We start from the raw sequence: 24,976 nt of genomic DNA, 5'->3' as shown, positions 1-24,976 counted from the left end.
TTTAATTTGAAGCTAAAGATATTGAAAATAAAAAAGGTACTAACTCGCTACAGAATCAGGGTTGTATCCTAAATAAGGTGCTTCGTATTCCTTAAATTGAATGCCGCTGGCTTGTAGCTCCGTTAGAATGGGTTTGTATACTTCTTTGTTAATTGGAATTTGAACACCTGGAGTTTTAATCTCACCATTCAATATTTTGAGCGTAGCGATTGCCACGGGAAGACCAACTGTTTTGGACATAGCAGTATACTTTCGGTTTTCACCAATCACCACCATATTGGCATCAATTTGTTTCTTTTCCCCATTTAATTCGTAACCAAACTTGTGGTACATCACAATCATGTCCTTTTCGTTCTCTTTTAACGTCCAACTATCTTCAAGGATATATTGGAGGATTTGTGCTGGGGAGGCATTTTTTAGCGGTATTTTTTTGGAGTCGTCAAAAAGGTTTAACTCCAGTAATTTTCCCCACTTAATATCGTCTTGATCAATTTTAAGGTAATGTCTCATTTTTAGTTCTACGGAATCGGTAGGGGAATAGGGGAGAAACAGGTTGACAAATTCTCGATAAGACATTCCTTCGGAATTTTCGATGCTATAACTATCATCTGTCATTCCAAGAATCACAAACATTTGCCATGCTTTGGAAAAACCGACCCTTCGCATGGTTCCTCGAAACAAGGTCAATGCATCCTGCAGACCATAAGCCTCCCGGTATTTTAAGGAATCACGATTCGCGTACGCTTCAAAGGTGCCGTAACCCTCAATATCCATAAACTCGGTTCTTCTAAATAACTTTTGATATGGGATGTATTTGTAGGTTCCTTCCTGAATGAATTTGGCAGCACCCCCCTGACCGGCCAGTACCACATTTCTTGGGTTCCAAGTAAACTTATAGTGCCAAAGATTGGTGTCGCTCTCGGGAGCCACTAATCCACCCGTAAAGGATTCGAACAACAACATTTTCCCACCTGCGTCTCGGATTCTATCGATAACCTCCATGGCGCTCATATGGTCAATACCCGGGTCTAGGCCTATTTCGTTCATAAAAACAAGACCTTTCTTCTTTACTTCTTCATCCAAGGCCCTTAACTCGTCGCTCACATAAGACGCTGTGATGAAGTGTTTATCAAACTCAATACAATCATGGGCTACATTGATGTGCAAACGGGCAGGGAGCATAGAAACCACGATAGAGGCTTCGGAAACAGCCTTTTTCCTTTCAGCTTCGTTAAAGATGTCTAAGGGGAACACAGTACAATTCGGGTGTCGGGCAAATTCATCCGGAATATTCTCTGGATGGATATCACCAATCTTGAGATGAATATTTTCTCCATTTGATTTTTTTAGGAAATAATCTAGAAGGTATGAGGTTGATTTACCTGCTCCAACGACTAAAATAGTACGGACCATGTGTTTTGTTTACTTTTGAATTGAACGGTCACTAAGGTATTAAAATGTTATATTTTTAAAAAAATAGCAGATAAAAGTTATGAACAGAACAATTTTATTGGTTGGAACGGCCATGGGAATGCTGGCGATTATTTTAGGTGCTTTTGGAGCCCATGGACTGGAAAAATTAGTGGATGCTGAGGCAATCGATACTTTTGAGACTGGGGTAAAGTATCAGATGTACCATGCCCTTTTTCTTTTGTTTTTGGGACTATGGAACGGAATAGCTGTCAAGGCTAAAAAAATGGTTTTTACCCTAGTACTTTTGGGTGTTGTTTTGTTCTCTTTTTCTATTTACTTGTTGGCTTTGAACAGTTTAACCTCTTTTGATTTCAAAATCATCGGATTTTTAACACCTATTGGAGGTGTTTTGATGATCTCGGGGTGGTTTTATTTAGGATATAACATTTTAACCCAAAAAGAACTCAATTAGGCAGGTTTTAAAAGGTCAAAAAGCTAATATTTTCTAGTTTTGTACCAACAATTAAAACTAAACTATGAAGGATTCTGCTTCAGTTACGAAAACGATTTCGTTAAAATCGTATGGAATAAACCATGATAATGTGAATTATCAACTTTCTCCGGACGAACTTCATGACACCACCATTAAATTAGGAATGGGTAAAGAAGCCTCCTCGGGAGCTTTGGCTGTCAATACAGGTGAGTTTACGGGGCGCTCACCGATGGACCGCTTTATTGTTAATGACGATATTACTTCTGATAAAGTTTGGTGGGGAGATATCAACATTCCTTTTGATAGCGAAAAATTTGATAAGCTCTATGACAAGGTCATTGCCTATCTCAACGAAAAGGAATTGTACGTGCGAGATTCTTATGCTTGTGCCGATCCAGAATACAAAATGAACATAAGGGTGATCAATGAATATCCATGGTCCAATATGTTCGCATACAATATGTTCCTTCGTCCCACAGAGGACGAACTTGAGGATTTTGACCCAGAATGGACAGTGGTCAATGCGCCTGGGTTCATGGCAGACCCAAATGTGGATGGAACTCGCCAACACAACTTTGCCATTCTCAACTTTAGTAGAAAAATTGCCCTTATCGGTGGAACGGGATATACTGGGGAGATAAAAAAGGGAATATTTTCTGCGCTTAATTTTATCCTTCCTGTGTATAAGAATACCCTGCCCATGCATTGCTCCGCCAATGTTGGAGAATCTGACGACACGGCTATTTTCTTTGGATTGTCCGGTACTGGAAAGACCACCTTATCCACAGATCCCAACAGAAAATTGATTGGAGATGATGAGCATGGCTGGACGCCCAATAATACTGTGTTCAATTTTGAGGGAGGTTGTTATGCCAAAGTAATAGACTTGTCCCAAGAAAAAGAACCAGAAATTTATGGGGCCATAAAAAAGGGTGCCATACTGGAAAACGTGGTTATGGATCAAAATGGAGTAGTGGATTTTTCGGATACTTCCATTACCCAAAATACTAGGGTCAGTTATCCCATCCATCATATAGAAAACATACAACAACCATCAATCGGGAAAAATGTGAAGAACATCTTTTTCCTTACCGCTGATGCTTTTGGAGTGCTTCCCCCTATCTCCAAACTTACTCCCGCACAAGCTGCCTACCATTTTATTTCTGGCTATACAGCAAAGGTTGCAGGAACGGAAGCTGGTGTGGTGGAGCCACAGCCATCATTCTCAGCCTGTTTTGGAGCACCCTTTATGCCTTTGCACCCAACTAAGTATGCAGAGGTGTTGAGTAGAAAAATGAAGGAATCCGGCGTGGACGTTTGGTTAGTGAACACTGGATGGACCGGAGGCCCCTACGGAGTAGGAACAAGAATGAAACTGAAATACACTCGTGCAATGATCAGTGCTGCTCTTAGTGGTGAACTTGGACTTTACAATTATGAGAAGTACCATATCCACTCTGTTTTTGGAGTGGCACAGCCAAGAGAGTGTCCAGGAGTTCCAACTAAGGTGCTCAGCCCAAGAGCAACATGGAACAACGATGAGGCCTATTATAAAACAGCCTTTAAACTGACAAATGCTTTTAGGGAAAACTTTAAAAAGTTTGAATCGTATGCCAGTGAGGAAATTCGAAGAGGAGGACCGCAACGGTATGCTTTCTAAAAATAAAAAAGCCCCGATTATTCGGGGCTTTTTTTATTTTTTAACCAGTTGTTTTATTTATTCACGCTGGTAATGTATTTCTGTAATGCCATGGTCATGGACGGAGTTTCAGGTGTTGGCGCCTGTATGTCTATCCTTAGTCCAGCACTTGTTGCAGCTTTGACGGTACTATTGCCGAAAACGGCTATTCTAGTATCGTTTTGTTCAAAATCCGGGAAGTTCTTCATAAGGGACTCGATGCCTGAAGGACTAAAGAAAACCAAAATATCATAATAAACATTTCTAAGGTCCGAAAGGTCACTGATTACTGTTTTGTAGAAGATACCACGGGTCCAATTCACACCTATACCGTCCAACAATTCTGGAACAACAGGTTTTAAAGAGTCAGAAGATGGTAATAAGAATTTTTCGTCCTTATATTTTTTCACAAGAGGTATCAACTCGTTAAAAGTTCTTTTCCCAACATAAATCTTTCTCTTCCGGTACACTACATATTTTTGCAGATAGTAGGCAACCGCCTCCGACTGACAAAAATATTTCATGGAATCCGGAACTTTGAAGCGCATTTCGTCGGCAATCCTAAAAAAGTGATCAACAGAATTTCTGCTTGTCAGGATAATTGCCGTAAAGTTGTTTAAGTCGATTTTTTGTTGCCTAACGTTTTTGGCTTCAACACCTTCAACATGAATGAAAGGAACAAAATCTACTTTAACTTTTTCTTTTTCAATTAATCTTGAGTAAGGTGAGTTTTCGACTTTGGGTTCCGGTTGGGAAACCAAAATTGTTTTTACTTTCATAAGCTTTCAACCTTTTAAATAGCTTCCAATTAACACCAAGGGTGCAATTTCGAGTGCGCAAAGGTACAAAATAAAATACATAAAATAGGGGAACAGTGCTTTTTGATAGTTCTTCAATAGCTTGGCAATACCAATGGCATTTATAATGAGAATTAGGGCAAAAGCCACATATATTGTTGTTTTTGAATCTGTTGTAATGTATATCAATAATACGTTGGCAATGCAAGTTATTATGCTACTGTAATTGAGATACGATATTTTACTGAAAATAAGCCCGCTAACAAGCTCCAAGTTGTTAAAAACAAATCCTGTAAACATTTGAAGCAGGAACTTTGTCAGTTCAAACAATGCTATAAACCCTAATATTATAAAATATGTGATGAGCGACCCTTCTTTTGGTAGCAGCGCAAAAGACTTCATTATTAGGAAGAGGAACAAGGAAAGATTGATCAGTTGAAACAGCGTTAAAAGAAGATGAAACCAATGTGAAAATTGCCCTTTTTTATTATGGAGAAGGATGTATTTATCATTGAAAGGAAGGATAATAAAGTTCAAAAACTTCTTATGGTATAGATATTTGCCCAATGCCAAAACAACCAAACTCATGAATAACGCAATTGTCATCCAGTCCAGCGAAATGATTGTTTTTTCAATTGGGGTCATTATTCAATTTTAATGGGTTTTCCGTTAAGTCCGGGAGGCAGGTTGTTTTCTGCAATACCGATCCTAAAATATGCTGGATTTTCCATGGTGGACAGCGGTAATTGAAAATTATAGTTTATGGTATCCTTTGACTTTAACAAAGTTTGCTGTGGACTGGTGTTTTCAACCTTCAGAGAACGCATTTGTTTAACCTGCTTGTGTTTATTGGAATAGGAAATTGTATATTTTAATTGTTCCAGGGGGATGTCAAACGGATATGGATTGTACACTTTTAGCGAATACTTGATACCTGTTTCCGGTTTGTCCACAATGCATTTCAATTTTCGATAGGATTGAAAGTCATCAATATAAATACCATGAAAAACGGTACTATCTAAATGCATATAGGTGACATCACCACTTTTTCTATATTTTGAGACATACAAAACTTTTTTGCCCCGCACCCGTTCCTCCGAACCATCAATCGAGTACTGGTTTTTCCGGTACATATAATTATTTAAGGATATGGCAGGAATACCTGAGTAAAACTCATACATAGGGGCACGTCTGTAAGAGTTTTCAAAAATAATGGGCACATCACCTGATTTTGATTTCAGTTCGCTTACCCACTCTTTATTTCCATGGGTTTCATACAGCATTGGGAACAGAGGATAATATATCAGCCATGCTCTGGCATACATCAACAGAACCACACTTACAATACCGATTCTATACATCCATTTCCTGCTTTTGGTATTTTGCAAAAGATGGTTAAATGCTATAATGGCCAAGGGAATTGATATTACGATGGCCCATTGCGCCTGCACTCGACGGTTAAAACTGGAGATAAAAAAGAATATCAATACACCGTAAACCAAATAAACCAATGCTTTTGAAAACTTGTCTGTGGCTTTAAACTTGAAAAATGAACTATAGATCCAATAAAACAGAAGACCTATGATTACGATAAGATTCAAGAAATAACCCAATGTAAACTCGTCAAAAGAATAGGCTTGATTGGGACGTTCGTACAAATGGAATGTAATGGAAATAAAATCGTTTTGATAGAGCCACATAAAATGTGGAGTATAGCAAATGAGAGCCAAAGTCACTGCCAACCATGCTTTTTTATTGAAAATGAGCTTGTAGTTTGATAGAAAAACGAATAAAATCACCAGTACCGCATGGTACTTACTATACATAAGTGCCGCCATTACCAATCCCAGATATACAGCGGTGATTAGGGCCTGATCCTTTAAGAAACGTTTGTATAGCCAAAGGAACATAGCGGTAAAAAATAAAAGGGACGTATCGGGAAGGGTTAAAAACCCATAGGCATTCATCAAGGTGAACGAAAAAATCAACAAGAAAAAATGAACTACGTAATCCTTTTTCTTTGGGTTGTCAATCAATAACCAAAATACGATATAAGTCCCGGCCGAAAGCACGGCACTCATAAATCTTACCCCGAGTTCACCATCGAAAAGGAAACTACTAATTTTTATTAAAAAAGCAACCATGGATGGATGGTCAAAATAACCCCAAGCCATATTTTGTGCATAGTACCAATAGTAGGCCTCATCAAATATAAGTTCCGTTACCGATGCTTGGAAAAGATTGAGTGCAAAAAGGACCGCTAAGAGAATAAAAAAAAGCCTGGGAAACTTTTGAGACATCAAAATGAGATTTTAAAAGGGCAAAGTTACAAATATTGGGTTAGTGCCAATTCGACTTGTTAATAGTAACTTGTGTAGGCAAGTTAGAAAACCGTATTTTTGACATTCTAATCTAGTGAGAATGGCAGACGGCTTGGTCATTATACCCACATTCAATGAAATCGAAAATATCGAGGCCATAGTTAAAACGGTTTTCGACCTCAAAAAGGATTTTCATGTTCTAGTGGTAGATGATAACTCTCCCGATGGTACAGCAGATTGTGTAAGAAACCTACAAAAAGAATTTCCAGAAAGACTCTTTTTAGAAGTCCGAAAAGAAAAATCAGGTTTGGGGACAGCTTACATCCACGGTTTTAAATGGGCATTGAAAAATGGTTATGATTACATTTTTGAGATGGATGCAGATTTTTCGCATCGGCCTGCCGACCTTTCCCGTTTGCACAGAGCATGCCTTAACGGGGCCGATGTTGCCGTTGGTTCACGGTACAAAAAAGGAGTCAATGTTGTCAACTGGCCATTAGCTAGGATTTTACTTTCCTATGGGGCGTCGTTTTATGTAAAATTGATAACGGGAATGAAGGTGCATGATCCCACTGCAGGTTTTGTCTGCTATAAAAGAAAGGTGTTGGAAACCATCAACTTGGATAATGTTCGTTTTATTGGATATGCATTTCAGATTGAGATGAAGTATAGGGCCTATCTCAAGAAATTCAAGATTGAAGAAGTCTCCATTATATTTACCGATCGGGTGCATGGAAAATCCAAAATGAACTCCGCGATTATTAGGGAAGCCATTTTTGGAGTGATTGCCATGAAATTTAGGAGTATATTTTTTAAAAAGAACTTTTAGTTATGTCGAAAATTCTGTTGAAAAATGCAAAGATTGTCAATGAGAATAGCATTTTTGAATCCGATGTGTTGGTGGAAGGTGATTTTATTGCCCGAATAGACACAGATATTTCCGATTCCAATGCCAAGGTCATTGATTTGGAAGGGGACCTTTTATTGCCAGGAATCATTGACGATCAGGTACATTTTAGGGAACCGGGCCTCACCCATAAAGGTACCATTGCAACCGAAAGTAGAGCCGCTATTGCTGGTGGTATCACTACTTTTATGGAGCAGCCCAATACAAATCCACAGACCACCACTATAAAGAAATTAGAGGATAAGTTTGCTATTGCAGCAAAGGACTCTTTCGCGAACTATTCGTTTCTTTTTGGAGGAACCAACGATAACTTGGAAGAACTGAAACGATTGGACAAAAATGCCTGTTCCGGGGTTAAATTGTTCTTGGGTTCTTCCACAGGAAATATGCTGGTGGACGATGAGAAAGTCTTGGAACAGATTTTTAGGAATACCGAAATGGTCATTTCTGCCCATTGTGAGGATGAAGGAACCATTCGGGCCAATTTGGCCAAATACAAAGAAAAATACGGGGACAATATTCCCATAGAGATGCATCCTATCATCCGTAGTGCTGAAGCTTGTTATCTTTCCTCCTCAAAAGCCATTGACCTGGCCAAAAAAACAGGAGCAAGATTGCATGTTTTCCATGTTTCTACCGGAATCGAAACCGATTTGTTTACGAATAAAATTCCTTTAGAGGAAAAAAAGATTACCGCTGAGGTATGCATTCACCATTTATGGTTTTCTGATGAGGATTATGCTAAAAAAGGTACACTGATCAAATGGAACCCTGCTGTTAAGACCAAAAATGATAGGGAAAAACTTTGGGAGGCACTTTTGGATGACCGATTCGATATTGTTGCTACAGATCATGCTCCCCACACCCTTGAAGAAAAAGACAACCCATATACCAAGGCACCATCAGGGGGACCGTTGGTACAGCATGCATTATTGGCAATGCTCCAAAAAGAAAAAGAGGGAGTTATAAGTTTGGAAAAGATGGTCGAGAAAATGTGCCACAACCCTGCCAAGCTTTTTGATATTGATCGTCGAGGCTTTATTCGTGAAGGCTATTTTGCCGATTTGGTGCAAGTGAACCGAAATTCTAAAAATGAGGTTAAAAAAGCCAATATTTTCTATAAATGCGGATGGTCTCCTTTTGAAGGTATTACTTTTGACTCCGAGGTGAAACGAACTTTTGTGAATGGTCTGTTGGCTTATGAAAATGGCACATTTAGTACCGAAAAGAATGCAAAAAGACTCACGTTTAATCGTTAGGAGATGAAATATATCGTCACATTATTTTTTGGTATGATTTTGTTGGTGGCCTGTGCTGAAAAAGTAGTGAAGGAACCCAAAAACCTAATACCCAAAGAAAAAATGACAGGGATTCTTCATGATTTGGCCATTTTAAATGCTTCAAAATCCTTGACAAGTAGTAAGTTAAAAGATTCTGGTATAGAGGTTATGGAGTTTCTTTATGAAAAATACGACATAGATAGCACACAGTTTTCCCAAAGCGATTTATATTATGCATCGATTCCTTTAGAATACCAATCTATTTATGAAGGGGTTGAGGCTAGAATAAAAAAGCAAAAGGATACTTTGGAAGCTATTGGGGAACGAAGGAACGATAGTATAAGGAAAGCGAACAAAAAACGAAGTGATTCTTTAAAGGCGATTAAGGAAGAAAAAGAGAACAAGTCTACACCTTCTCCATAAATTTATCACAGCAAAACACTATAGATTTGTCCAAGTCTTCAAAGGTAAAATCCAACCTTGATTTTATTTTTTGATTGCTGTAGTTTTCTTGATGATACAATCCGTTGGCCATGGCCCTGGACAGCTTTCTTCTTTTTCCAAATATATTGCTGCGCACCCAATCCCACCGCCAAAAACATTCCAGCATAAATTTTGAGACCTTTTTAGTTGGTGGTGCTACACCCAGTTTTGGCGCTATTTTTTGGAATAGCTTTTCATAGGTCATGTTTTGGTTTACCAGAATGAAACGCTCAGTTTGGATATTGGAATCCATCAACTTCGCCATCGCATTGATGACGTCGTTTATGGTTACAAATCCCGTTCCGCCAGGTATAAAATACTTTTTGCCTTTTGATGCATAGCTAAAGAAGGTTCCACTTCCCGACTTCCAAAATCCAGGTCCAATGACGACTCCTGGATTAATTATAACTATGGAGAGACCTTCTTGGGAGCCACGCCAAACTTCGAGCTCGGCTTCATATTTGGTAATTCCGTAGACAGAGGCCTTTGCTTCGTTCCATTCGTTTTCCTCAGTGGACTCTTTCCCTTTAATAATAGGGCCAATGGCTGCAATGGAACTCACATAACATAGTTTTTTAATGCCATGTTTTAGGGAAAGGTTCACCACATTGCCCGTGCCTTCCACATTGGTGCGTTCAAGAATTTTAAAGTCTTTAGGGTCAAAGGAAATTAAAGCGGCACAATGGTATACGTATTCGATACCGTCAAAAAGAGAATCAAGACCACCTAAGTCTGCAATGTCTGCCTGTACCCAATCAATTTGTTCAATCAAATGGGACGGGTCATCTGTATAGTACCCGAAAACTTTGTGGACTTTTTCTATGGACGCTTTGGTCCTATAATTGCTTCTGACGCTGTTCCCATTGGTAATTAAATGGAAAAGTAAGTGGGAACCAATCAATCCAGTACCTCCTGTAACCAAAATCATAAGGTAAAAGTACCTATTTGTGCTGTAAAAATTGAGGGAAATGCCAACTTCATTTTATATTTGCAGCTATTCCAAAATACTGATCATGACGAAGAATTTTGTTCAAGAATTGCAATGGAGGGGAATGGTGCACGATGTAATGCCTGGGGCGGAGGAGCACCTAATGGAAGAAATGCGTGCTGCTTACGTGGGGATAGACCCAACGGCAGACTCTTTGCACATAGGCCATTTGGTAGGTGTAATGATGCTCAAGCATTTTCAATTGGCCGGGCACAAGCCTTATGCATTGGTTGGAGGTGCCACGGGAATGATAGGAGATCCATCTGGTAAGTCGGCGGAACGAAATCTTTTGGATGAGAAAACACTTCGCCATAACGAGGATGCCCTAAAAGAACAATTGAGCCGTTTTTTGGATTTTGAAAGTGGTGAGGCCAACGCCGCGGTTTTGGTGAACAACTACGATTGGATGAAAAACTTTTCGTTTTTGGAATTTATACGTGATGTGGGAAAACATATTACCGTAAACTACATGATGGCAAAGGATTCGGTAAAAAAGCGACTTTCTTCGGATGCCAAGGAAGGGATGTCCTTCACAGAGTTTACCTATCAGTTGGTGCAGGGATATGACTTTTTATACCTCTATCAAAACCATAATTGTAGCCTTCAAATGGGGGGCAGTGACCAATGGGGGAATATTACCACAGGAACCGAGCTAATAAGAAGAATAGGTGGAGGCAAGGGCTATGCACTTACTTGTCCATTGATTACCAAAGCCGATGGGACCAAGTTTGGAAAAACTGAGGGAGGTAATATCTGGCTGGATGCGGAAAGAACCTCTCCCTATAAATTTTACCAATATTGGTTGAATACTTCCGATGAAGATGCTGAGAAATACATCAAGATTTTTACATTCTTGAGCCAAAAGGAGATTGAGGATTTGGTAGCGGAACATAAAGAAGCGCCACACATGAGGGCACTTCAAAAAAGACTGGCCGAAGAGGTCACTGTAATGGTACATTCTAAGGAGGATTTGGACAATGCTATAAAGGCCAGTAATATCCTATTTGGAAAATCAACTTCTGAAGACTTGAAACAGCTGAACGAAAAAACATTTTTGGATGTTTTTGATGGGGTTCCCCAAGCTACTATTGCAAAAGATGAGCTTGAGCCTGGTTTGGATATGATTGGAGCATTGGCAGCCAAGACTAGCTTTTTGGGTTCCAACGGTGAAGCAAGAAGGGAGCTGAAACAAAATTCCATTTCGGTAAATAAGGAAAAGGTAAAGGACGATTATCTGATAACAGCATCAGATTTAATCAATGATAAATTTGTGTTGCTACAACGTGGCAAGAAGAATTATTTTGTTCTGGTAGTAGAATAAAATGAAAAAGCCATCTTTTAAAGATGGCTTTTGTTTTTTTATGCCAAAAAGGAGATGCCGTACCGGCCACATATTTCACTGATCTTGGCAAAATCTGGTGGACCAGGTGGCAATTTCCCCAATTCTTCAAACATCAATTCCAGACCTGCTGGAAAAACGCTTAAAATGGTTTTGCAATCTTGGTCTCCGACTACTTTCCAAGTATGTGGAACATTTTTAGGTGCAAAAGCCAAATCTCCTGCTTTCAAAATTGTGGTTTCGTCACCTACGGTAACTTCCAGCTCTCCTTCCAAAACTTTGAATATTTCGTCTTCATTGGTGTGCACATGGGGTGGAATCATGGTTCCTGGTGGATTTACTTCTTCAATCAAAGTAAAAAGACCATTGGTATCCTCGCTGGTCAGTTTAAAGGTTTGTTGATCACCGATCACATTTACTTGTTTGCCTTCACCCTTTCTTACAATTTTCGGATCAAGAGGTTTGCCATCTTTTTCATCTTTGGAAGAAAAATGGGCAAATGCGGGCAAGGAGGCAAGTGCCGCTGCAGAGAGGGCACTACGTTTTAAAAATACATTTCTATTCATCTTATGTTTGTTTGGTTTCGTAAATAAATTACGCAAAACTCTGAAAATATGATGCTTAGGTATATGTAAAAGGTACTGTATTGTGTGTAGATGGGGTGAGATTGACTTTTGTCTGGTTTAAAGTACCATCAAATTGCATCCTCTGATGTCTGAATCATCAAAGCGACCCAGTACTTCAAAAGTTCCGTCGGGATAGGTTTTTCCTAAATCTTGCGTAGCGATAAATGAGCAGGAATAGATGTTGGCCAAATCAATAACATTGATTCCCCCAGTTTTTCCGTTGGACTGTATGGTCAAAGGATCTTCCGTATCCCGAGTGATTATTTTCATCCATGGTGGGGTTTGAAAAATCCCATCACCTTTGGAATATCCTTGGGACAAAAGTTCCGTCATACCATATTCTGAGTGGATTTTGTTAACGCCCAATCCTTGTTTTAAGATTTGATGTAGTTCTTCGCGAATAAGCTCTTTACGACGGCCTTTCATACCACCAGTTTCCATAACGATGGTATTTTTTAAATGCACGGGAAATTGTTCAGCCAGATCCAGTAGTGCGAAAGAAACACCAATTAATAGGGTTTTTTTACCACTTTTATCAAGGTCTTGAAGTTTTTGATGAAGTTCTTCAAGGTTGTGGAGGTAAAACCCACTTTCTGGGTGCTCAGATTTTTCTATAAGGCTTTTGACCATATAAATCAATGATGAACCTTCTCTTTCCAGATAAGATGGTAAAAGGGCTAGAATGCACAGCTCTTCTGGCGAACCATAGAAAGTTTTAAAGGCTTTCAAAAAACTTTCTTCGTATAGTTTAAGGTCAGGAACATAATGTTTGCTAGTAATGCTTTGTGTTGTGCCACTACTTGTAAAAATAGTTTTTGCTTCCTTTTGGGTTGAAAGCACTTTGTGGGACTTAAAAAATGAAATAGGCAAAAAGGGGATTTCTTCTAGCAGGGAAACCTTTTGGGGTGACTTTTTCAGGTAGTCGCAAAATTGTTGGTAAACCTTGTTATTTCCATATTGAAACCGGAAAACGTCCAATGCCAACGTATCAAATTCATCTGCATTGCTGATATTGAAAATCCGATAGGTATCAAATTGTTTCATTCAGGTCCAAAAGTACCTAAAAATAAAAAAGCCCTTCGTGAAAAGGGCTTTAAAAATATGTTGTTTTTTATTTTACGACCAGCTTTCTGGTCATGGTTTTTTTGCGTTCCGTTACTTGGAGTACATAAACACCTGGAACCAATCTGGATATATCTAAAGTGTTTGTGGTTATTCTATTGGTTAGCACTACCTCTCCAAAAACATCATAAATCTTGATTTGTTTGGTTCCATTGGATTCTGTAGTGATATAGACTTCATTCCCGTAGGCTGGATTAGGGTACATTTTAAAACCCTTGAGCTCTTGAACAGGTTCATTGTTCACTGTAACCAGATCTTGACCGAAAGAAAGTAATGGTAAAGCCATAAGTAAAACAAAGTAGATTTTCTTCATAAAAGCAGATTTGGGGTATATGTGCAATATAAAAGTAGGTAAACAGTGTAATGTTGCCCATATTATGTTGTGAAAACACTAAAACAGGTGGTAAAGCGTTGGAAATTGTTGTTTAGGATCTTTGGGTAGGGGTAAAAAGCAGTGAACTACTTCACAATGAGCTTTCTAGTGGCAACTTTGTTTTGCTCAAAAACCCTAAGAATGTAGACGCCTTTATCCAAATCGGAAAGGTTGAGTTCCTTTCCTAAAATAGTGGTTTGCAGTACTTGTGTTCCCAGTACATCAAATACATGAATTTTTTTAGGAGCATTGAGCTTGGTCTCGATGTATACCTTGCCTTGGGTAACTGGGTTGGGATAAAGCTTAAACCCGTCAATATCCGCACTTGTCTTGGCGCTTTCCTGAGAAAACCCAAGTGCACAGACAAAAAAGAGAATGACTAGGTAAAAGTGCTTCATATGTTAATGGATGCAAAGGCTATGCCACAAATATATAAAAATTGCAATGCGAAAGTGGAACCGTTTGACGAATAGAGGGTTACTTTTCGATGAAATGCAAAAAAGAAGCCCCCGATAAGTCGAGGGCTCTTTATATTTTAAAAGGAATTTTACTAGTTGATACCAACCGTCCAACCAGCTCCCCAAGTTGCAATATCGGTTCCTGTACCATTACCAACACCTGTAATGAAGTCTGATTCGTTGAAAACTTCTCCGGTATCGTTCTTCAAAGTAGTGGTAACATTGTTGAACGTTACATCTACAGCATTTAGTAGGTCGTCCAATACACCTTGTCCGGTTGGGTTGTCACCTGCATCACCATCCAAATCAAATGCCTCATCAAAGTCGTTGAAAACAACATTGGTGAACGTACCTTGAGTACCAGCTCTTAGTCTGATAGCTTCACTGGTTCCATCATTAACACCAACAATTGTTACGTTGGTTACAGTAGGAGCAGAGAAATACCCACCTTCGTTACTGAAGTCCGTATTGTAACCATCGCACTCAAAAGCTTTGTCGTGGCTAGTTCCGTGCTGTACGTAAACATCTGTCAATGATCCCACGAATCCTTCTGTCCAGTCAATGGAATCATCCTCTGAATTTACAACTACCAAGTGGCTTGCTTCAACAGTACCACCAAAGAATTCGAATCCGTCATCAGAGCCTTCATAAACTTCAACATAATCGATAGTGGTTCCCGTACCAACTCCGTAAACAGAAAGTCCATTTAACTCAGCGTTACCATCAATGGCACCACCTGCATACTCGATACGAACATACTGAAGACTTCCAGAATCATCTCCCGGAGTGTTTCCACCGAAAGACAAACCTCCAACTTCTGTTGTTGCCGTATCTACTGAACCATCTGCAGTTGAGTTGATAGGTGCCTTACCACAAAGTACTATTCCACCCCAGTTTCCTGAGCTTGGATTTGCTGCATTTGAAGTAAATACGATTGGATTGGAAGCAGTACCGTTAGCAACGATTTTTGCACCTTGTTGAATTGCAATGTAGGCATTTACTCCTACTGGCTCGGCTTTAATGGTCATACCGGCAGGTACGATCATTGTTGCTCCGTCAGCAATAAGAACTGGACCTGTAACAATGTACTCGGTATCAGCATCTAAAGATAGATCTGAAGTGTACACACCACTCAGGTTTACAGTAGTGGTCTCTGAGCCACCTCCGGTTGTATTGTTGGTGGTATTGTTTGTAACACTGCTATCGTTGATAACAATATCGGAGGTATCGTCAGCTTCACATGCAATGAATAGTGCAGCGGCTATACCTAAAAATAAAAACTTGTTTTTCATTTGTAAGAATTTAGAAAGAATTAAAATTTATATTTAAGGGTTAGCCCAACGTTAACCCCAAGGTTATACTCTCGTATGATGACATCTCCGATTCCGGTACCTTCCCTAACCAATGAGATATCTGGATCTAAAATATTTTTTGCGGAAAGGTTTGCTTCAAAATGCTCACCGAAGGAATTTTGCCAAACAAAATTCAATGTAGGTACGGCTCTTTCCACAATGTTTCCTAAGCTACCTGCTCCCAATGAAAAAATGCGATCAGAGAAATAAGAGAAAGCTACTGTGGCTTTTGGTTTATAGCTTCCAAATACCGGGCTATAGTTCAAATCAGCGTTTATGATAAAAGGTGATGCACCTTCAAGTTCATCAGAGTCACGATCAAAATTGGTTCCGAATGTGTTTTCCGAACCAGCGGGGATATCTCTTAAGTCTTGCTCGGTATGGGTATATGCTGCATTGACACCAGCTGAAACGATGGCGTTTTCATCCGCATCCATTAGTAAGTTTTTACGCAGTTCCAATTCTACCCCATAAACATCAGCTTGCTCCCCTGTTCTAAAATAACGTTGTGTACCGGTCGCATCGGCTGCAACAACTCGGTTTACAGGATCTTTAATGGTTTTGGCGAAAGCAGCGACAGAAATTATTTCGCCTCTTTCCAAGAACCATTCGTATTTAAGGTCGTAGTTGTAGATGTCCGAATAAGTTGGTCCATTTCCATCGAGTCCTCCCAATAGGTCAGGGTTACCACCTACTCTTTGAGTTACCGACTCGTAAACAAAGGGTGCAGCTTCCTTAAATTCTGGAAACGATGCTGTTTTACTAAAACTTGCCCTTAAGTTAGAATTTTCTGTAAGGGAATACTTAGCGTTTAAACTTGGCAAGAAAATATTTTCATAAACCTCTCTAAAACCAGGATCGGTAGCATTGATGTTGATTACGTCGTAAACTACTTTTTGACTATAAGATTCGACGCGCAAACCTGGAACAATGCTGAATTTTTCGGTAAGACCCAATTCGGCTGTTGCATAAAGTGCATGGATATTCAAGTTTCCTTTATACGTATTTTCAGGAAGACCAGGTCTGTTGGTGTTTCCGATTTCATTGCTAATAGGATTCAATACTATAGTGTTCCAAAGCCCTTCGCCATCAGGAATATTGATGTTGGTTACATCAAAAATAGGATCGAGATTGTTAACGTCGCTGATAGGTGTGTTGTCCCTATCTTGGATATCGTAACCATATCTTATACTATTGAACCTACGTTCTTTTCTTCGTCCATTGTATCCAAAGTTGAACTTTACTTTTTCTGAAGCCTGATACCCTAGGTTCATAAAGCTGTTCAATTCGTCATCTTCGATGCTTTGGAAAAACCTTTGGTTATCAAAAGGTATGTTGGTATAGAAAACAGGATTGGTAGTATTGTCATTATCCAATGCGTAGTGATAGTTCTCCAAAGTGATTCTTTTTCTATCCGGCTCATCGGAGAATACCTTGTTAAAACCTACACCCCAATCAAAAGTCAATTTCTCATCAAAAACATGCTGTCCGGTCAACTGATTAACAAAAATCATATCCTGATTGAACTGAACGTTCATTACATAAAAACCTTCATCTGTATTAAGGATGGCATCCCTGTTGGTACCTTGTCCGTTTACACCGTAATATCCAACACGGTCAGCAGCACTGTTTACAAAAAGGGAGTTGAACTTAATCTTGTTTTCACTGTTGATTCTGTACGAAATATTTCCTAGTGCAGTTGTAGTTGTTTTGTAAGCATATTCACGAACATTTGGGAAATCGATTTTCAAAACGTTGGTGAAATCTCTTGCAGGACCTTCCCAAATTTCATATCCGTTGGAAAAGCTTGCCGCTCCAAAAAAGCTCAATCTTGATTCATCATCGTTGAAATTGAAAGAGTATCCTCCTTCAATAGCTCCATTAATATTGATGGGTTCCCAAGAAGATTCTGGGTCTACTCCATGTGATAGCACAACTGCAAACGGGTCGTTATCATATCTGTTGTAAAAACCAAAATCACTGGTTCCCTCGCTTTTCAAGAATTCTTCACCGGCAGCATTGGTGTTGATTCCGCCACCTAAAGAAACCTCAATATATCCATCTCCGGTATACTCCTTAGAATCTACATTTACATTACCTGCGGCAAAATCCCCATAAAAAGTTGGGCTATACGCTTTGCTTACCGCTACGTTTTCAATTATACTTGACCCAAACAAGTCCAAGTTGATATTTTTCTTGTTCACATCGTTGGAAGGCAATGACAGACCGTTCATAGTGGTATTCTGGTAGCGATCGCCCAAACCTCTAACATATACATTGCTAGATCCTTGCTGTTTGGAAATACCAGATATTTGCGCCACAGCCGCTGCAGCATCATCGATACCTTTTAGGGTAAGTGCCTCTGCGCTGATGGCCTCTTGCATCACCAAAGCATTTTTTTGCTGTAGCAATAATGCTATTTCAGAGTCTTTGCTCGCTGTAGTGGTTACGACAACTTCATCCAGCCCCACACTACTAGCGCCAAGACCAGCATTTATCTCCGTAACTTTTCCCGCCTCGATCACAACATTTGGGATTTCCAAAGTTTCATATCCCAAGAAGCTAAATACCAAAGTATAGGTTCCGGGTTCAACATCAGCAATCTGGAAAAGACCATCAAAATCCGAAGTAGTACCCATAGTGGTACCTTTTATCAGGACATTAGCAAAAGGTAGAGGGTCATCGTTAAGTTCCTTATCTGTAAGTTTTCCCACAACGCTACCGTTTTCTTGTGCGGTAAGCATTAAAGTGAAAAAAGAAAAGGCCAATATTAAATAGGTTTTCATACGCTACTCTGTAGGATTAATTTTGGGGCAAAGAAACAGGTAGGTTGTAAAAGCCGTGTTAGTTGTATGTTAAGTGTTTATTTCAATTGCGTTACAATAATGTTACTAGATTAAATCAACGTTAAGCGTTTATCCCGTAAGTGTATTATCTTTACATTTGGACGATTAACATTGAAATATCATCCCATGAAAAACAAGGACATTAAGATTTTACTGGTTGACGATGAACCTGATATTCTGGAAATTATAAGCTATAACCTTTCTTCTGAAGGCTATGAAGTATTCACTGCCAAAAACGGAGCGGAAGGCGTGGCCAAAGCCAAGAGGAAGGGCCCTCATCTCATTATTATGGATGTGATGATGCCAGAAATGGATGGTATTGAAGCATGTGAAGTTATCCGAAACACTCCTGGGTTGGAAAATACCATAATTACTTTCCTGACCGCCCGAGGCGAAGACTATTCCCAAGTTGCCGGATTTGATGCCGGTGCAGACGATTATATCACCAAGCCTATAAAACCAAAAGTTTTGGTGAGCAAGGTAAAAGCTTTGTTGAGAAGGTTGAAAGATGATAATAAAGAAGTAGAGGATATTGTCAAGGTTGGTGATATTGTCATCAATAGAGAAGAATACAAAATCGTAAACAATGGCGAGGAAATGGTACTTCCAAGAAAAGAATTTGAACTACTGTCCCTATTGACCTCAAAACCCAATAAAGTGTTTAAACGTGAAGTTATTTTGGACAAAGTTTGGGGCAACGAAGTAGTTGTTGGAGGCCGAACCATAGATGTTCATATTAGAAAACTACGCGAAAAAATCGGGGATCACCACTTTAAAACCGTAAAAGGCGTGGGGTATAAGTTTGTACTCTAATGGCCATTAAGTTAAGGAAATCATACAAGTTTGCCTTAAGGTCTTCGCTGGTTATTACACTTTTAATTACTGCCGTGTTCGCGGGGTTCCATACGGATCTTGAACATATCGATTGGCCACATATCGTTCTTTTTGCCTTGATATGTTTTGTGATTTGTTTCGCCATCATACAAATACGAGTGGAACGGTTTATCTACCGACGTATCAAAAGAATTTATGATGATGTATCCCTTTTGGAATCATCATCCTTTTCCTCCAAACCAGTCACCACCGATATGAGGACCTTGGTGCAGGAAATCGAAAAATTTGCCGAAGGAAAGAAAATAGAAATTGATACCCTTAAAATTCGGGAAGAGTACAGAAAGGACTTTTTGGGCAATGTTTCCCATGAGTTAAAAACACCACTCTTTACCGTACAGGGTTATATTTTGACTTTGTTGGATGGGGCGATGAAGGATAAAAAGCTTCGAAAAAAATACCTCCAACGTGCCAACAAGGGGGTGGAACGTTTAATTTATATTGTAAAAGACCTTGACCTGATCACCAAACTTGAAGCAGGTGAATTAAAGTTGGAACGAGAGGATTTTGACATCATTGAGTTGATTCAAAATACATTCGACCTTTTGGAGATGAAAGCTGCTAAAAAGGAAATTTCCCTCACTTTTGATATGGAATATCCCGAACCTATTTATGTAAATGGGGATAAGGATAAAATACAGCAGGTAATCAGTAATTTATTGGTCAATTCCATCAAATATGGCCTGCCCAAAGGAACTACCGAGGTAAGTGTAGAGAATCTTATCAAAAACAAGGTGATTGTTCGGGTTACCGATAACGGTGGTGGAATTCCAAAACAGCACATCCCAAGGCTTTTTGAACGGTTTTACCGTGTTGATCAAAGTGGTAGCCGAACGGAAGGAGGCTCAGGACTTGGGCTCTCCATTGTAAAGCATATTGTGGAGGCGCATGGTGAAAAAATCTACGTGGAGAGTGAGGTGGATGTAGGTTCCGAGTTCTCCTTTACTTTGGAAAAGGCTTCTGCCGCGGAGAAAATTTCGAATAACGAAGAAAAATCCACCACGGATTCAAATTGAGTTAGGCCGTCAGAATCATCTATTCTGGATAAATCGTTTAGTTTGAAATCTTCCTGAGTGCTATATGGAACAAGTCCTTGCTTTTGCATCCGTTTGGCCAAATATTCTTGTTCATACTGGCCAGGTGTGGGAATAAAAAAGGCTTTCTTTTCTAACTTCGCAAGATCCATCACGGTGGTGTATCCCGATCGGCAAAGCACTTTTTTACTTTGATTAATAGCCTTCTCCAGTTCATCGGATTTCATGAAATTATAATGTAGAATTTTACCATGGGGTATTTCGATTTCTTCCTGTACCTGATGGTTTTCAATTTTACCTTTTACAAAAAGGATGTTGCCTTCGAACTTATAAAGTTCTTCCATCAGTTTTTCTTCCAACATGGTCCGTTGCGGTTCAGGGCCAGAGAGCAAAACCATCAAGTCGTGGGTGATGGAAAGTTCCTCTTTTTCAAATCGGCTCAAAGGACCCAAATAGGCAATGTTCAACTTGCTTTTTTTCAGGTGGCCCAACTTCCCCGTTAAGTTCGGTTTTTCTTTTACATCCGGAACCCAACAGATATCAAATTTTTTTATGATTTTTTGATGAGCCTTGGAACTCATCCAAGTTGTATTTCCAGAGAGTACATTAAGTTGATGGGTGATAAACACACAAGGGACCTTTTTGTAATAAGCACCCAATCGGTTGTCCGAAATGATTCCTTGCAAATCGTGCTCCTTGACCAAACGCTTCACCGCTTTTTTCTCCTTGGCAATGGCTTTGAACACTTTGGGTGAATCCCAAATCATTTTGATTTTAAAATTCCTCCCCTTTTCTGCGTACGATATTTTGTAGGAGGGCAATTCAAAAGCGGGCAAATCAGGAAATTCTTTTTTAAGAAGTGACAACGCCACTCCATCTGAAGCAATAAATGGCTGATGCCCATGATCCAATAATTCACGGATAATCGGTATGCATCTCGTGGCATGCCCAAGCCCCCAATTTAATGGGGCGACCAGAATCCGATTGGAATTTTCCATTCAACAAAAAAACAAAATGCGAATTGCTTTTAGATTTCCTTAGTTTTGCCAAATCATTAATTTTTTGCTCAATTAAATACGGAAGTGGGAAGTAAGAACAAACTCAAGAGGTTTAAGGAGAACGAAACATTTGCCAATGTGGTGCAGCCCACACGGGAGGAGGTTTTGGCCGGATTCAAGCATAAGGGCAATTGGGCATCCTTTTTTGGTAACGATAATCCTATTGTTTTGGAACTGGGTTGTGGCAAGGGAGAATATACCGTAGGTCTCGCCGAGATGAATGCGGACAGAAACCACATTGGTATAGATATTAAAGGAGCAAGATTTTGGCGAGGTGCCAAGACTGCTTTGGAGCAAGAGTTAAACAACGTAGCCTTTATACGTACTCAAATTGAATTGGTGGACCATCTTTTTGGCGAAGGAGAGGTCAGCGAGATATGGATAACCTTTCCAGACCCGCAAATTAAGTACAAACGCACCAAGCATCGAATGACGAACCCCGTGTTTTTGGATCGGTACAAAAAAATTCTTAAGCCCGGAGGTTTGATTAACCTGAAAACCGACAGCGAGTATATGCATGGCTATACCCTAGGGCTTTTGCAAGGCTTGGGGCACGAAATTATATATGCCAACCACGATGTCTACAAAAATGAGGGAGCCCCTTCCGAAGTGCTCAAGATCCAAACTTTCTATGAAAATCAGTATCTTGAAAAAGGAAAACCAATTACTTACATCCAATTTAGGATCAACTAACCAATGACCCACGTACTTATTCTCTTTTTCGCCACATTTTCGGCAGCCTTTATGGCTACCGTGCCACCGGGCTTGCTCAATATGAATGCGGCCAAAGTTAGCGTGGAAAAAGGAAAATTGAACGGTGTTATTTTTAGTTTGGGAGTTTCAAGCACCATTATGGTGCAAGCCTATATTGCTGTATACATCTCTAAATTTTTATACAAAAATCCAGAGGTAATAGATATCTTATTCAAGATAGCTGTGGCTGTATTCGCCTTTTTTGCCGTTTATTTCTTCATTATGGCAAAACGGAACAAAGCCCAGACCAAGGCCATAAAAGAGGTCAATCTGAGTAAAAAGAACAGTTTTTTTAAGGGGGTTTTGTTAGCCTCCCTCAATCTCTTGACCATTCCTTATTACAGCGGTTTAAATGCCATGTGGAACGAAGCAGGGTGGATAAAGTTTGAGGCCAAGGACATTACCACCTTTGTGGTGGCCGCGGGAGCTGGGACCTTTGCTGTGTTGTATCTCTACACTTTTTATTTTGATAAAATGGAGACCAAAACCAACCGTTTTTCAAAAAACTCCAACTATATTTTGAGTGCCTTGATGCTGTTGTTGCTTATCATTACCCTTATTAGAATTATGTACCGCTAGCATGGAGGAAAAAAATTTCTTTGACAAAGTTTACGAAGTGGCCAAACAGATTCCATATGGAAGGGTAACTTCTTATGGAGCCATTGCAAAATATTTAGGAGCCGCCCGGAGCGCGAGAATGGTGGGCTGGGCCATGAACAATTCCTTGGCAAAGGATGTGCCCGCACACCGTGTGGTAAACCGTGTGGGTGTGTTAACAGGCAAACACCATTTTGATGGAAGCAATATCATGCAACAACTCCTCGAAAACGAAGGGATTCCTGTAAAAGACAATCAAATTGTCGATTTTCAAAAATATTTTTGGAATCCGGCCACGGAGCTTTAATCAATATATCCCGGAGGGTGCAATTCGTCAAACGATGTGGCATCCTGAAATGCTTTTGCCAGCAATAAAATACTCGCTTCATCATACAAATTGCCCACAAATGTCATGCTTGTAGGGTGATTTTTCTTGTCAAGACCGGTCGGAACCGCAATTACGGGATGCCCAGTAAGGTTGGTTGCTAAAAGTTGATCATTTCCAAAGGTGGGTGAAATAAGCACATCGTAGTCTTTCATCAAATCCTGCATTTTTTGAATAAGTACTTGGCGCTGTCTATTTGCTTGAAGATATTCCACCGCAGGAATAAACCTACTCTGTCTTAATGAGTTAGCTCTAGAGCGCTGATCTTGTTCCACCATAATATCAACGCCTCCAGAACGGACAAGTTCATCAAAAAAGGTTCCCGCCTCAGCTCTTAGGATAATATCAAAACCTCGGTAAGGCACATTTTCGGGCATTTCCACCGCTGTGGGCTCAATGCCCAATTCTTTGAGTGATTTGAGTGCGTTTCTTAGATTTTCACCAGTTTCCGTGGTGTCCTTTTCAATATCTTTTTTCAAGTAAGCCACTTTTAGGTTTTTGATATCCTTTTTCCAGTTTACCCCAAACGGAAGATCAACGGTGGTCAGGTCATTATTATCTTTTCCCTGAATGGCTTCAAAAACAATGGCACAATCCTCCGCATTTCGTCCCAAAGGACCTACTTTGTCCATGGACCAGCTCAAGCTCATCACTCCGTGGCGACTAACTCTACCATAAGTTGGGCGTAGACCGGTGACCCCGTTTCGAGTACTTGGGGAGGTAATGGAGCCCAAAGTTTCGGTACCCAAGGCAAAAGGAACAAGCCCAGCAGATGTTGCCGAACCTGAACCGGCCGAAGAACCGCTAGCCCCTTGGGTGGTATCCCATGGATTTTTTGTTTTCCCATTGAACCAAACATCGCCACGGGCCAATGCCCCGGATACCAATTTGGCCACTAAAATAGCTCCGGCATCTTCCAGTTTTTTCACAACCGTAGCCGTTTCGTTTATCATTTGGTCTTTATACGGAGCAGCGCCCCAAGTCGTTGGGTAACCCGGAACGGCCATAAGATCCTTGGTTCCGTAAGGGATTCCGTGTAAAATACCACGATATTTTCCGCTTTTGATTTCATCATCGGCGCGCTTGGCCTGTTCCAAAGCCAAATCTTCGGTGAGGGTGATGGTACATTGCAGGGCAGGTTGATATTTCTTTAATCGAGCCAAGAAAAACTTGGTCAACTCTGTAGAAGTGATTTTCTGGTTTTTGATCAATGATGCTAGTTGCGGAATAGTGTAAAAAGCCAATAGGTTGTATGGTTCGGGAATTTCTACATTATCGGGGATGTTCCATGCAGTTCCATTTTGTTGTTCAGGCATGGTAAAACCAAAAGGGGTGGGATCAAAACGAATGGCTGGGAAAACATCATTCCCCAGCGGGTATTTTCTCAAGGAATCAAACCCACTTCGGTTACGTTTTAAATAGGGATAGAGGGTGTCAATATCTTTATTGGCAAAATGGAGTCCGATCAGTTTTTCCGATTTCTTTACATCTCTTTTGGTAAAGGTATTTTTGTTGGTGGAACAAGAAAACCAAGTCAAGGAGATAAACAATAAAATAAAGTGGGGGATTCTGGTTTTTGGTAGCATGTTGGTTGATAATTTCAAATAGCAGCTTCTAAGCTACAGTTTTTCAAAAAAACCACCACAAAAATACATCTGTTTTGTGTCTGTTGAGGCTATTTATTCCAATCCCTGTAACTCAACACGTGATTTTTTTGAAATTCAGGATTCCAACTTCTTAATCTAACGCCAACACCGTATCTTTGTAGTTTAGAACCAGTTC

General features: G+C 39.9%; 24 protein-coding genes. 11 read left to right on the top strand and 13 right to left on the bottom strand.

All coding sequences use genetic code 11. The annotated features are described in order from the left end of the window. Window positions 1–39 precede the first annotated feature (39 nt). Window positions 40–1,413 (bottom strand): saccharopine dehydrogenase family protein, encoded by a 1,374-nt coding sequence (locus D2V08_RS04780; protein WP_119606937.1) that lies wholly within the window; start codon window positions 1,411–1,413, stop codon window positions 40–42. Between the two features lie 79 nt (window positions 1,414–1,492). On the opposite strand from D2V08_RS04780, the gene D2V08_RS04775 reads away from it, so the two are divergent. Both D2V08_RS04775 and pckA read left to right on the top strand, forming a co-directional pair. Then, the gene (locus D2V08_RS04775; RefSeq protein WP_119606936.1) at window positions 1,493–1,885 is read left to right on the top strand and encodes a DUF423 domain-containing protein; all 393 of its coding nucleotides are present in this window, start codon (window positions 1,493–1,495) and stop codon (window positions 1,883–1,885) included. Between the two features lie 64 nt (window positions 1,886–1,949). Then, the gene (gene pckA / locus D2V08_RS04770) at window positions 1,950–3,566 is read left to right on the top strand and encodes a phosphoenolpyruvate carboxykinase (ATP) (RefSeq protein ID WP_119606935.1); all 1,617 of its coding nucleotides are present in this window, start codon (window positions 1,950–1,952) and stop codon (window positions 3,564–3,566) included. Window positions 3,567–3,619: 53 nt separating this feature from the next. Here the strand turns inward: pckA and D2V08_RS04765 are convergent, their stop codons facing one another. The 3 genes from D2V08_RS04765 to D2V08_RS04755 are packed head-to-tail and all read right to left on the bottom strand — an operon-like array spanning window position 3,620 to window position 6,681. Continuing rightward, a complete protein-coding gene (locus D2V08_RS04765) occupies window positions 3,620–4,363 on the bottom strand; it encodes a uroporphyrinogen-III synthase (RefSeq protein ID WP_119606934.1) in 744 nt (247 codons plus the stop codon). A gap of 6 nt (window positions 4,364–4,369) precedes the next feature. After that, entirely contained in the window at window positions 4,370–5,026 is a 657-nt protein-coding gene (locus D2V08_RS04760; RefSeq protein ID WP_119606933.1) for a DUF4271 domain-containing protein, read from the bottom strand. Continuing rightward, the gene (locus D2V08_RS04755) at window positions 5,026–6,681 is read right to left on the bottom strand and encodes a glycosyltransferase family 39 protein (protein WP_119606932.1); all 1,656 of its coding nucleotides are present in this window, start codon (window positions 6,679–6,681) and stop codon (window positions 5,026–5,028) included. Before D2V08_RS04755 ends, D2V08_RS04760 begins: the two co-directional genes overlap by 1 nt. Before the next feature lie 121 nt (window positions 6,682–6,802). Here D2V08_RS04755 and D2V08_RS04750 point away from each other — a divergent pair, with 121 nt between their 5' ends. Genes D2V08_RS04750 through D2V08_RS04740 form a run of 3 tightly spaced genes read left to right on the top strand, consistent with a single transcriptional unit; the run spans window position 6,803 to window position 9,312 of the window. Then, window positions 6,803–7,531, top strand: coding sequence for a polyprenol monophosphomannose synthase (locus D2V08_RS04750; protein WP_119606931.1), 729 nt, complete (start codon window positions 6,803–6,805; stop codon window positions 7,529–7,531). Window positions 7,532–7,533: 2 nt separating this feature from the next. Further along, on the top strand, window positions 7,534–8,868 hold the full coding sequence (locus tag D2V08_RS04745; protein WP_119606930.1) for a dihydroorotase: 1,335 nt from the start codon (window positions 7,534–7,536) through the stop codon (window positions 8,866–8,868). A gap of 3 nt (window positions 8,869–8,871) precedes the next feature. Then, the gene (locus D2V08_RS04740) at window positions 8,872–9,312 is read left to right on the top strand and encodes a DUF4296 domain-containing protein (RefSeq protein ID WP_119606929.1); all 441 of its coding nucleotides are present in this window, start codon (window positions 8,872–8,874) and stop codon (window positions 9,310–9,312) included. On the opposite strand, the gene D2V08_RS04735 is transcribed toward D2V08_RS04740, so the two are convergent. Next, the gene (locus tag D2V08_RS04735) at window positions 9,296–10,300 is read right to left on the bottom strand and encodes an NAD-dependent epimerase/dehydratase family protein (RefSeq protein ID WP_119606928.1); all 1,005 of its coding nucleotides are present in this window, start codon (window positions 10,298–10,300) and stop codon (window positions 9,296–9,298) included. The two genes, D2V08_RS04740 and D2V08_RS04735, sit on opposite strands and share 17 nt — an antisense overlap. Before the next feature lie 85 nt (window positions 10,301–10,385). Between D2V08_RS04735 and tyrS the strand changes: the two genes are divergently transcribed. Next, window positions 10,386–11,681: a tyrosine--tRNA ligase gene (tyrS, locus tag D2V08_RS04730; RefSeq protein WP_182835489.1), complete on the top strand. Its 1,296-nt coding sequence runs from the start codon at window positions 10,386–10,388 to the stop codon at window positions 11,679–11,681. 38 nt (window positions 11,682–11,719) lie between these two features. Here the strand turns inward: tyrS and D2V08_RS04725 are convergent, their stop codons facing one another. From D2V08_RS04725 to D2V08_RS04700, 6 genes are all read right to left on the bottom strand, one after another. Next, window positions 11,720–12,265, bottom strand: coding sequence for a quercetin 2,3-dioxygenase (locus tag D2V08_RS04725; protein WP_119606926.1), 546 nt, complete (start codon window positions 12,263–12,265; stop codon window positions 11,720–11,722). A gap of 117 nt (window positions 12,266–12,382) precedes the next feature. After that, window positions 12,383–13,369: a LuxE/PaaK family acyltransferase gene (locus D2V08_RS04720; protein WP_119606925.1), complete on the bottom strand. Its 987-nt coding sequence runs from the start codon at window positions 13,367–13,369 to the stop codon at window positions 12,383–12,385. A gap of 67 nt (window positions 13,370–13,436) precedes the next feature. Beyond that, the gene (locus tag D2V08_RS04715; protein ID WP_119606924.1) at window positions 13,437–13,760 is read right to left on the bottom strand and encodes a T9SS type A sorting domain-containing protein; all 324 of its coding nucleotides are present in this window, start codon (window positions 13,758–13,760) and stop codon (window positions 13,437–13,439) included. Between the two features lie 146 nt (window positions 13,761–13,906). Beyond that, window positions 13,907–14,218, bottom strand: a complete 312-nt coding sequence (locus tag D2V08_RS04710; protein WP_119606923.1) for a T9SS type A sorting domain-containing protein — start codon at window positions 14,216–14,218, stop codon at window positions 13,907–13,909. A gap of 152 nt (window positions 14,219–14,370) precedes the next feature. Then, window positions 14,371–15,570, bottom strand: coding sequence for a beta-helix domain-containing protein (locus D2V08_RS04705; RefSeq protein ID WP_119606922.1), 1,200 nt, complete (start codon window positions 15,568–15,570; stop codon window positions 14,371–14,373). A 20-nt stretch (window positions 15,571–15,590) separates the two neighbouring features. Beyond that, window positions 15,591–18,416 (bottom strand): TonB-dependent receptor, encoded by a 2,826-nt coding sequence (locus D2V08_RS04700; RefSeq protein WP_245980500.1) that lies wholly within the window; start codon window positions 18,414–18,416, stop codon window positions 15,591–15,593. A 186-nt stretch (window positions 18,417–18,602) separates the two neighbouring features. Between D2V08_RS04700 and D2V08_RS04695 the strand changes: the two genes are divergently transcribed. Together D2V08_RS04695 and D2V08_RS04690 are read left to right on the top strand one after the other, a co-directional pair. After that, a complete protein-coding gene (locus tag D2V08_RS04695; protein ID WP_119606921.1) occupies window positions 18,603–19,289 on the top strand; it encodes a response regulator transcription factor in 687 nt (228 codons plus the stop codon). Then, a complete protein-coding gene (locus D2V08_RS04690; protein WP_119606920.1) occupies window positions 19,289–20,383 on the top strand; it encodes a sensor histidine kinase in 1,095 nt (364 codons plus the stop codon). Before D2V08_RS04695 ends, D2V08_RS04690 begins: the two co-directional genes overlap by 1 nt. Here the strand turns inward: D2V08_RS04690 and D2V08_RS04685 are convergent. After that, window positions 20,269–21,399: a glycosyltransferase gene (locus tag D2V08_RS04685; protein ID WP_119606919.1), complete on the bottom strand. Its 1,131-nt coding sequence runs from the start codon at window positions 21,397–21,399 to the stop codon at window positions 20,269–20,271. The genes D2V08_RS04690 and D2V08_RS04685 overlap by 115 nt on opposite strands. Window positions 21,400–21,483: 84 nt before the next feature. On the opposite strand from D2V08_RS04685, the gene trmB reads away from it, so the two are divergent. Genes trmB through D2V08_RS04670 form a run of 3 tightly spaced genes read left to right on the top strand, consistent with a single transcriptional unit; the run spans window position 21,484 to window position 23,116 of the window. Then, the gene (trmB, locus tag D2V08_RS04680; protein WP_119606918.1) at window positions 21,484–22,152 is read left to right on the top strand and encodes a tRNA (guanosine(46)-N7)-methyltransferase TrmB; all 669 of its coding nucleotides are present in this window, start codon (window positions 21,484–21,486) and stop codon (window positions 22,150–22,152) included. A gap of 3 nt (window positions 22,153–22,155) precedes the next feature. Next, on the top strand, window positions 22,156–22,791 hold the full coding sequence (locus D2V08_RS04675; protein ID WP_119606917.1) for a LysE family transporter: 636 nt from the start codon (window positions 22,156–22,158) through the stop codon (window positions 22,789–22,791). Between the two features lies 1 nt (window position 22,792). Then, window positions 22,793–23,116 (top strand): MGMT family protein, encoded by a 324-nt coding sequence (locus tag D2V08_RS04670; protein WP_119606916.1) that lies wholly within the window; start codon window positions 22,793–22,795, stop codon window positions 23,114–23,116. On the opposite strand, the gene D2V08_RS04665 is transcribed toward D2V08_RS04670, so the two are convergent. Beyond that, window positions 23,113–24,780: an amidase gene (locus D2V08_RS04665; RefSeq protein ID WP_119606915.1), complete on the bottom strand. Its 1,668-nt coding sequence runs from the start codon at window positions 24,778–24,780 to the stop codon at window positions 23,113–23,115. The genes D2V08_RS04670 and D2V08_RS04665 overlap by 4 nt on opposite strands. Between the last annotated feature and the right edge of the window lie 196 nt (window positions 24,781–24,976).

It is taken from the genome of Flagellimonas lutimaris (assembly GCF_003581615.1).
In the GTDB taxonomy this organism is placed as follows: domain Bacteria; phylum Bacteroidota; class Bacteroidia; order Flavobacteriales; family Flavobacteriaceae; genus Flagellimonas; species Flagellimonas lutimaris.
This window is presented reverse-complemented; position numbering and strand designations above follow the sequence as displayed.

Excerpts from the sequence above, each read along its gene's own strand:
- D2V08_RS04665 (WP_119606915.1), bottom strand. The coding sequence starts at position 24,780 with ATGCTACCAAAAACCAGAATCCCCCACTTTATTTTATTGTTTATCTCC.
- D2V08_RS04755 (WP_119606932.1), bottom strand. The coding sequence starts at position 6,681 with ATGTCTCAAAAGTTTCCCAGGCTTTTTTTTATTCTCTTAGCGGTCCTT.
- D2V08_RS04670 (WP_119606916.1), top strand. The coding sequence starts at position 22,793 with ATGGAGGAAAAAAATTTCTTTGACAAAGTTTACGAAGTGGCCAAACAG.
- D2V08_RS04780 (WP_119606937.1), bottom strand. The coding sequence starts at position 1,413 with ATGGTCCGTACTATTTTAGTCGTTGGAGCAGGTAAATCAACCTCATAC.
- D2V08_RS04775 (WP_119606936.1), top strand. The coding sequence starts at position 1,493 with ATGAACAGAACAATTTTATTGGTTGGAACGGCCATGGGAATGCTGGCG.
- D2V08_RS04695 (WP_119606921.1), top strand. The coding sequence starts at position 18,603 with ATGAAAAACAAGGACATTAAGATTTTACTGGTTGACGATGAACCTGAT.
- tyrS (WP_182835489.1), top strand. The coding sequence starts at position 10,386 with ATGACGAAGAATTTTGTTCAAGAATTGCAATGGAGGGGAATGGTGCAC.
- D2V08_RS04750 (WP_119606931.1), top strand. The coding sequence starts at position 6,803 with ATGGCAGACGGCTTGGTCATTATACCCACATTCAATGAAATCGAAAAT.
- D2V08_RS04700 (WP_245980500.1), bottom strand. The coding sequence starts at position 18,416 with ATGAAAACCTATTTAATATTGGCCTTTTCTTTTTTCACTTTAATGCTT.
- D2V08_RS04710 (WP_119606923.1), bottom strand. The coding sequence starts at position 14,218 with ATGAAGCACTTTTACCTAGTCATTCTCTTTTTTGTCTGTGCACTTGGG.
- D2V08_RS04685 (WP_119606919.1), bottom strand. The coding sequence starts at position 21,399 with ATGGAAAATTCCAATCGGATTCTGGTCGCCCCATTAAATTGGGGGCTT.
- D2V08_RS04675 (WP_119606917.1), top strand. The coding sequence starts at position 22,156 with ATGACCCACGTACTTATTCTCTTTTTCGCCACATTTTCGGCAGCCTTT.
- D2V08_RS04720 (WP_119606925.1), bottom strand. The coding sequence starts at position 13,369 with ATGAAACAATTTGATACCTATCGGATTTTCAATATCAGCAATGCAGAT.
- D2V08_RS04760 (WP_119606933.1), bottom strand. The coding sequence starts at position 5,026 with ATGACCCCAATTGAAAAAACAATCATTTCGCTGGACTGGATGACAATT.
- D2V08_RS04715 (WP_119606924.1), bottom strand. The coding sequence starts at position 13,760 with ATGAAGAAAATCTACTTTGTTTTACTTATGGCTTTACCATTACTTTCT.
- D2V08_RS04735 (WP_119606928.1), bottom strand. The coding sequence starts at position 10,300 with ATGATTTTGGTTACAGGAGGTACTGGATTGATTGGTTCCCACTTACTT.
- D2V08_RS04745 (WP_119606930.1), top strand. The coding sequence starts at position 7,534 with ATGTCGAAAATTCTGTTGAAAAATGCAAAGATTGTCAATGAGAATAGC.
- pckA (WP_119606935.1), top strand. The coding sequence starts at position 1,950 with ATGAAGGATTCTGCTTCAGTTACGAAAACGATTTCGTTAAAATCGTAT.
- D2V08_RS04740 (WP_119606929.1), top strand. The coding sequence starts at position 8,872 with ATGAAATATATCGTCACATTATTTTTTGGTATGATTTTGTTGGTGGCC.
- D2V08_RS04725 (WP_119606926.1), bottom strand. The coding sequence starts at position 12,265 with ATGAATAGAAATGTATTTTTAAAACGTAGTGCCCTCTCTGCAGCGGCA.
- D2V08_RS04690 (WP_119606920.1), top strand. The coding sequence starts at position 19,289 with ATGGCCATTAAGTTAAGGAAATCATACAAGTTTGCCTTAAGGTCTTCG.
- D2V08_RS04765 (WP_119606934.1), bottom strand. The coding sequence starts at position 4,363 with ATGAAAGTAAAAACAATTTTGGTTTCCCAACCGGAACCCAAAGTCGAA.
- D2V08_RS04705 (WP_119606922.1), bottom strand. The coding sequence starts at position 15,570 with ATGAAAAACAAGTTTTTATTTTTAGGTATAGCCGCTGCACTATTCATT.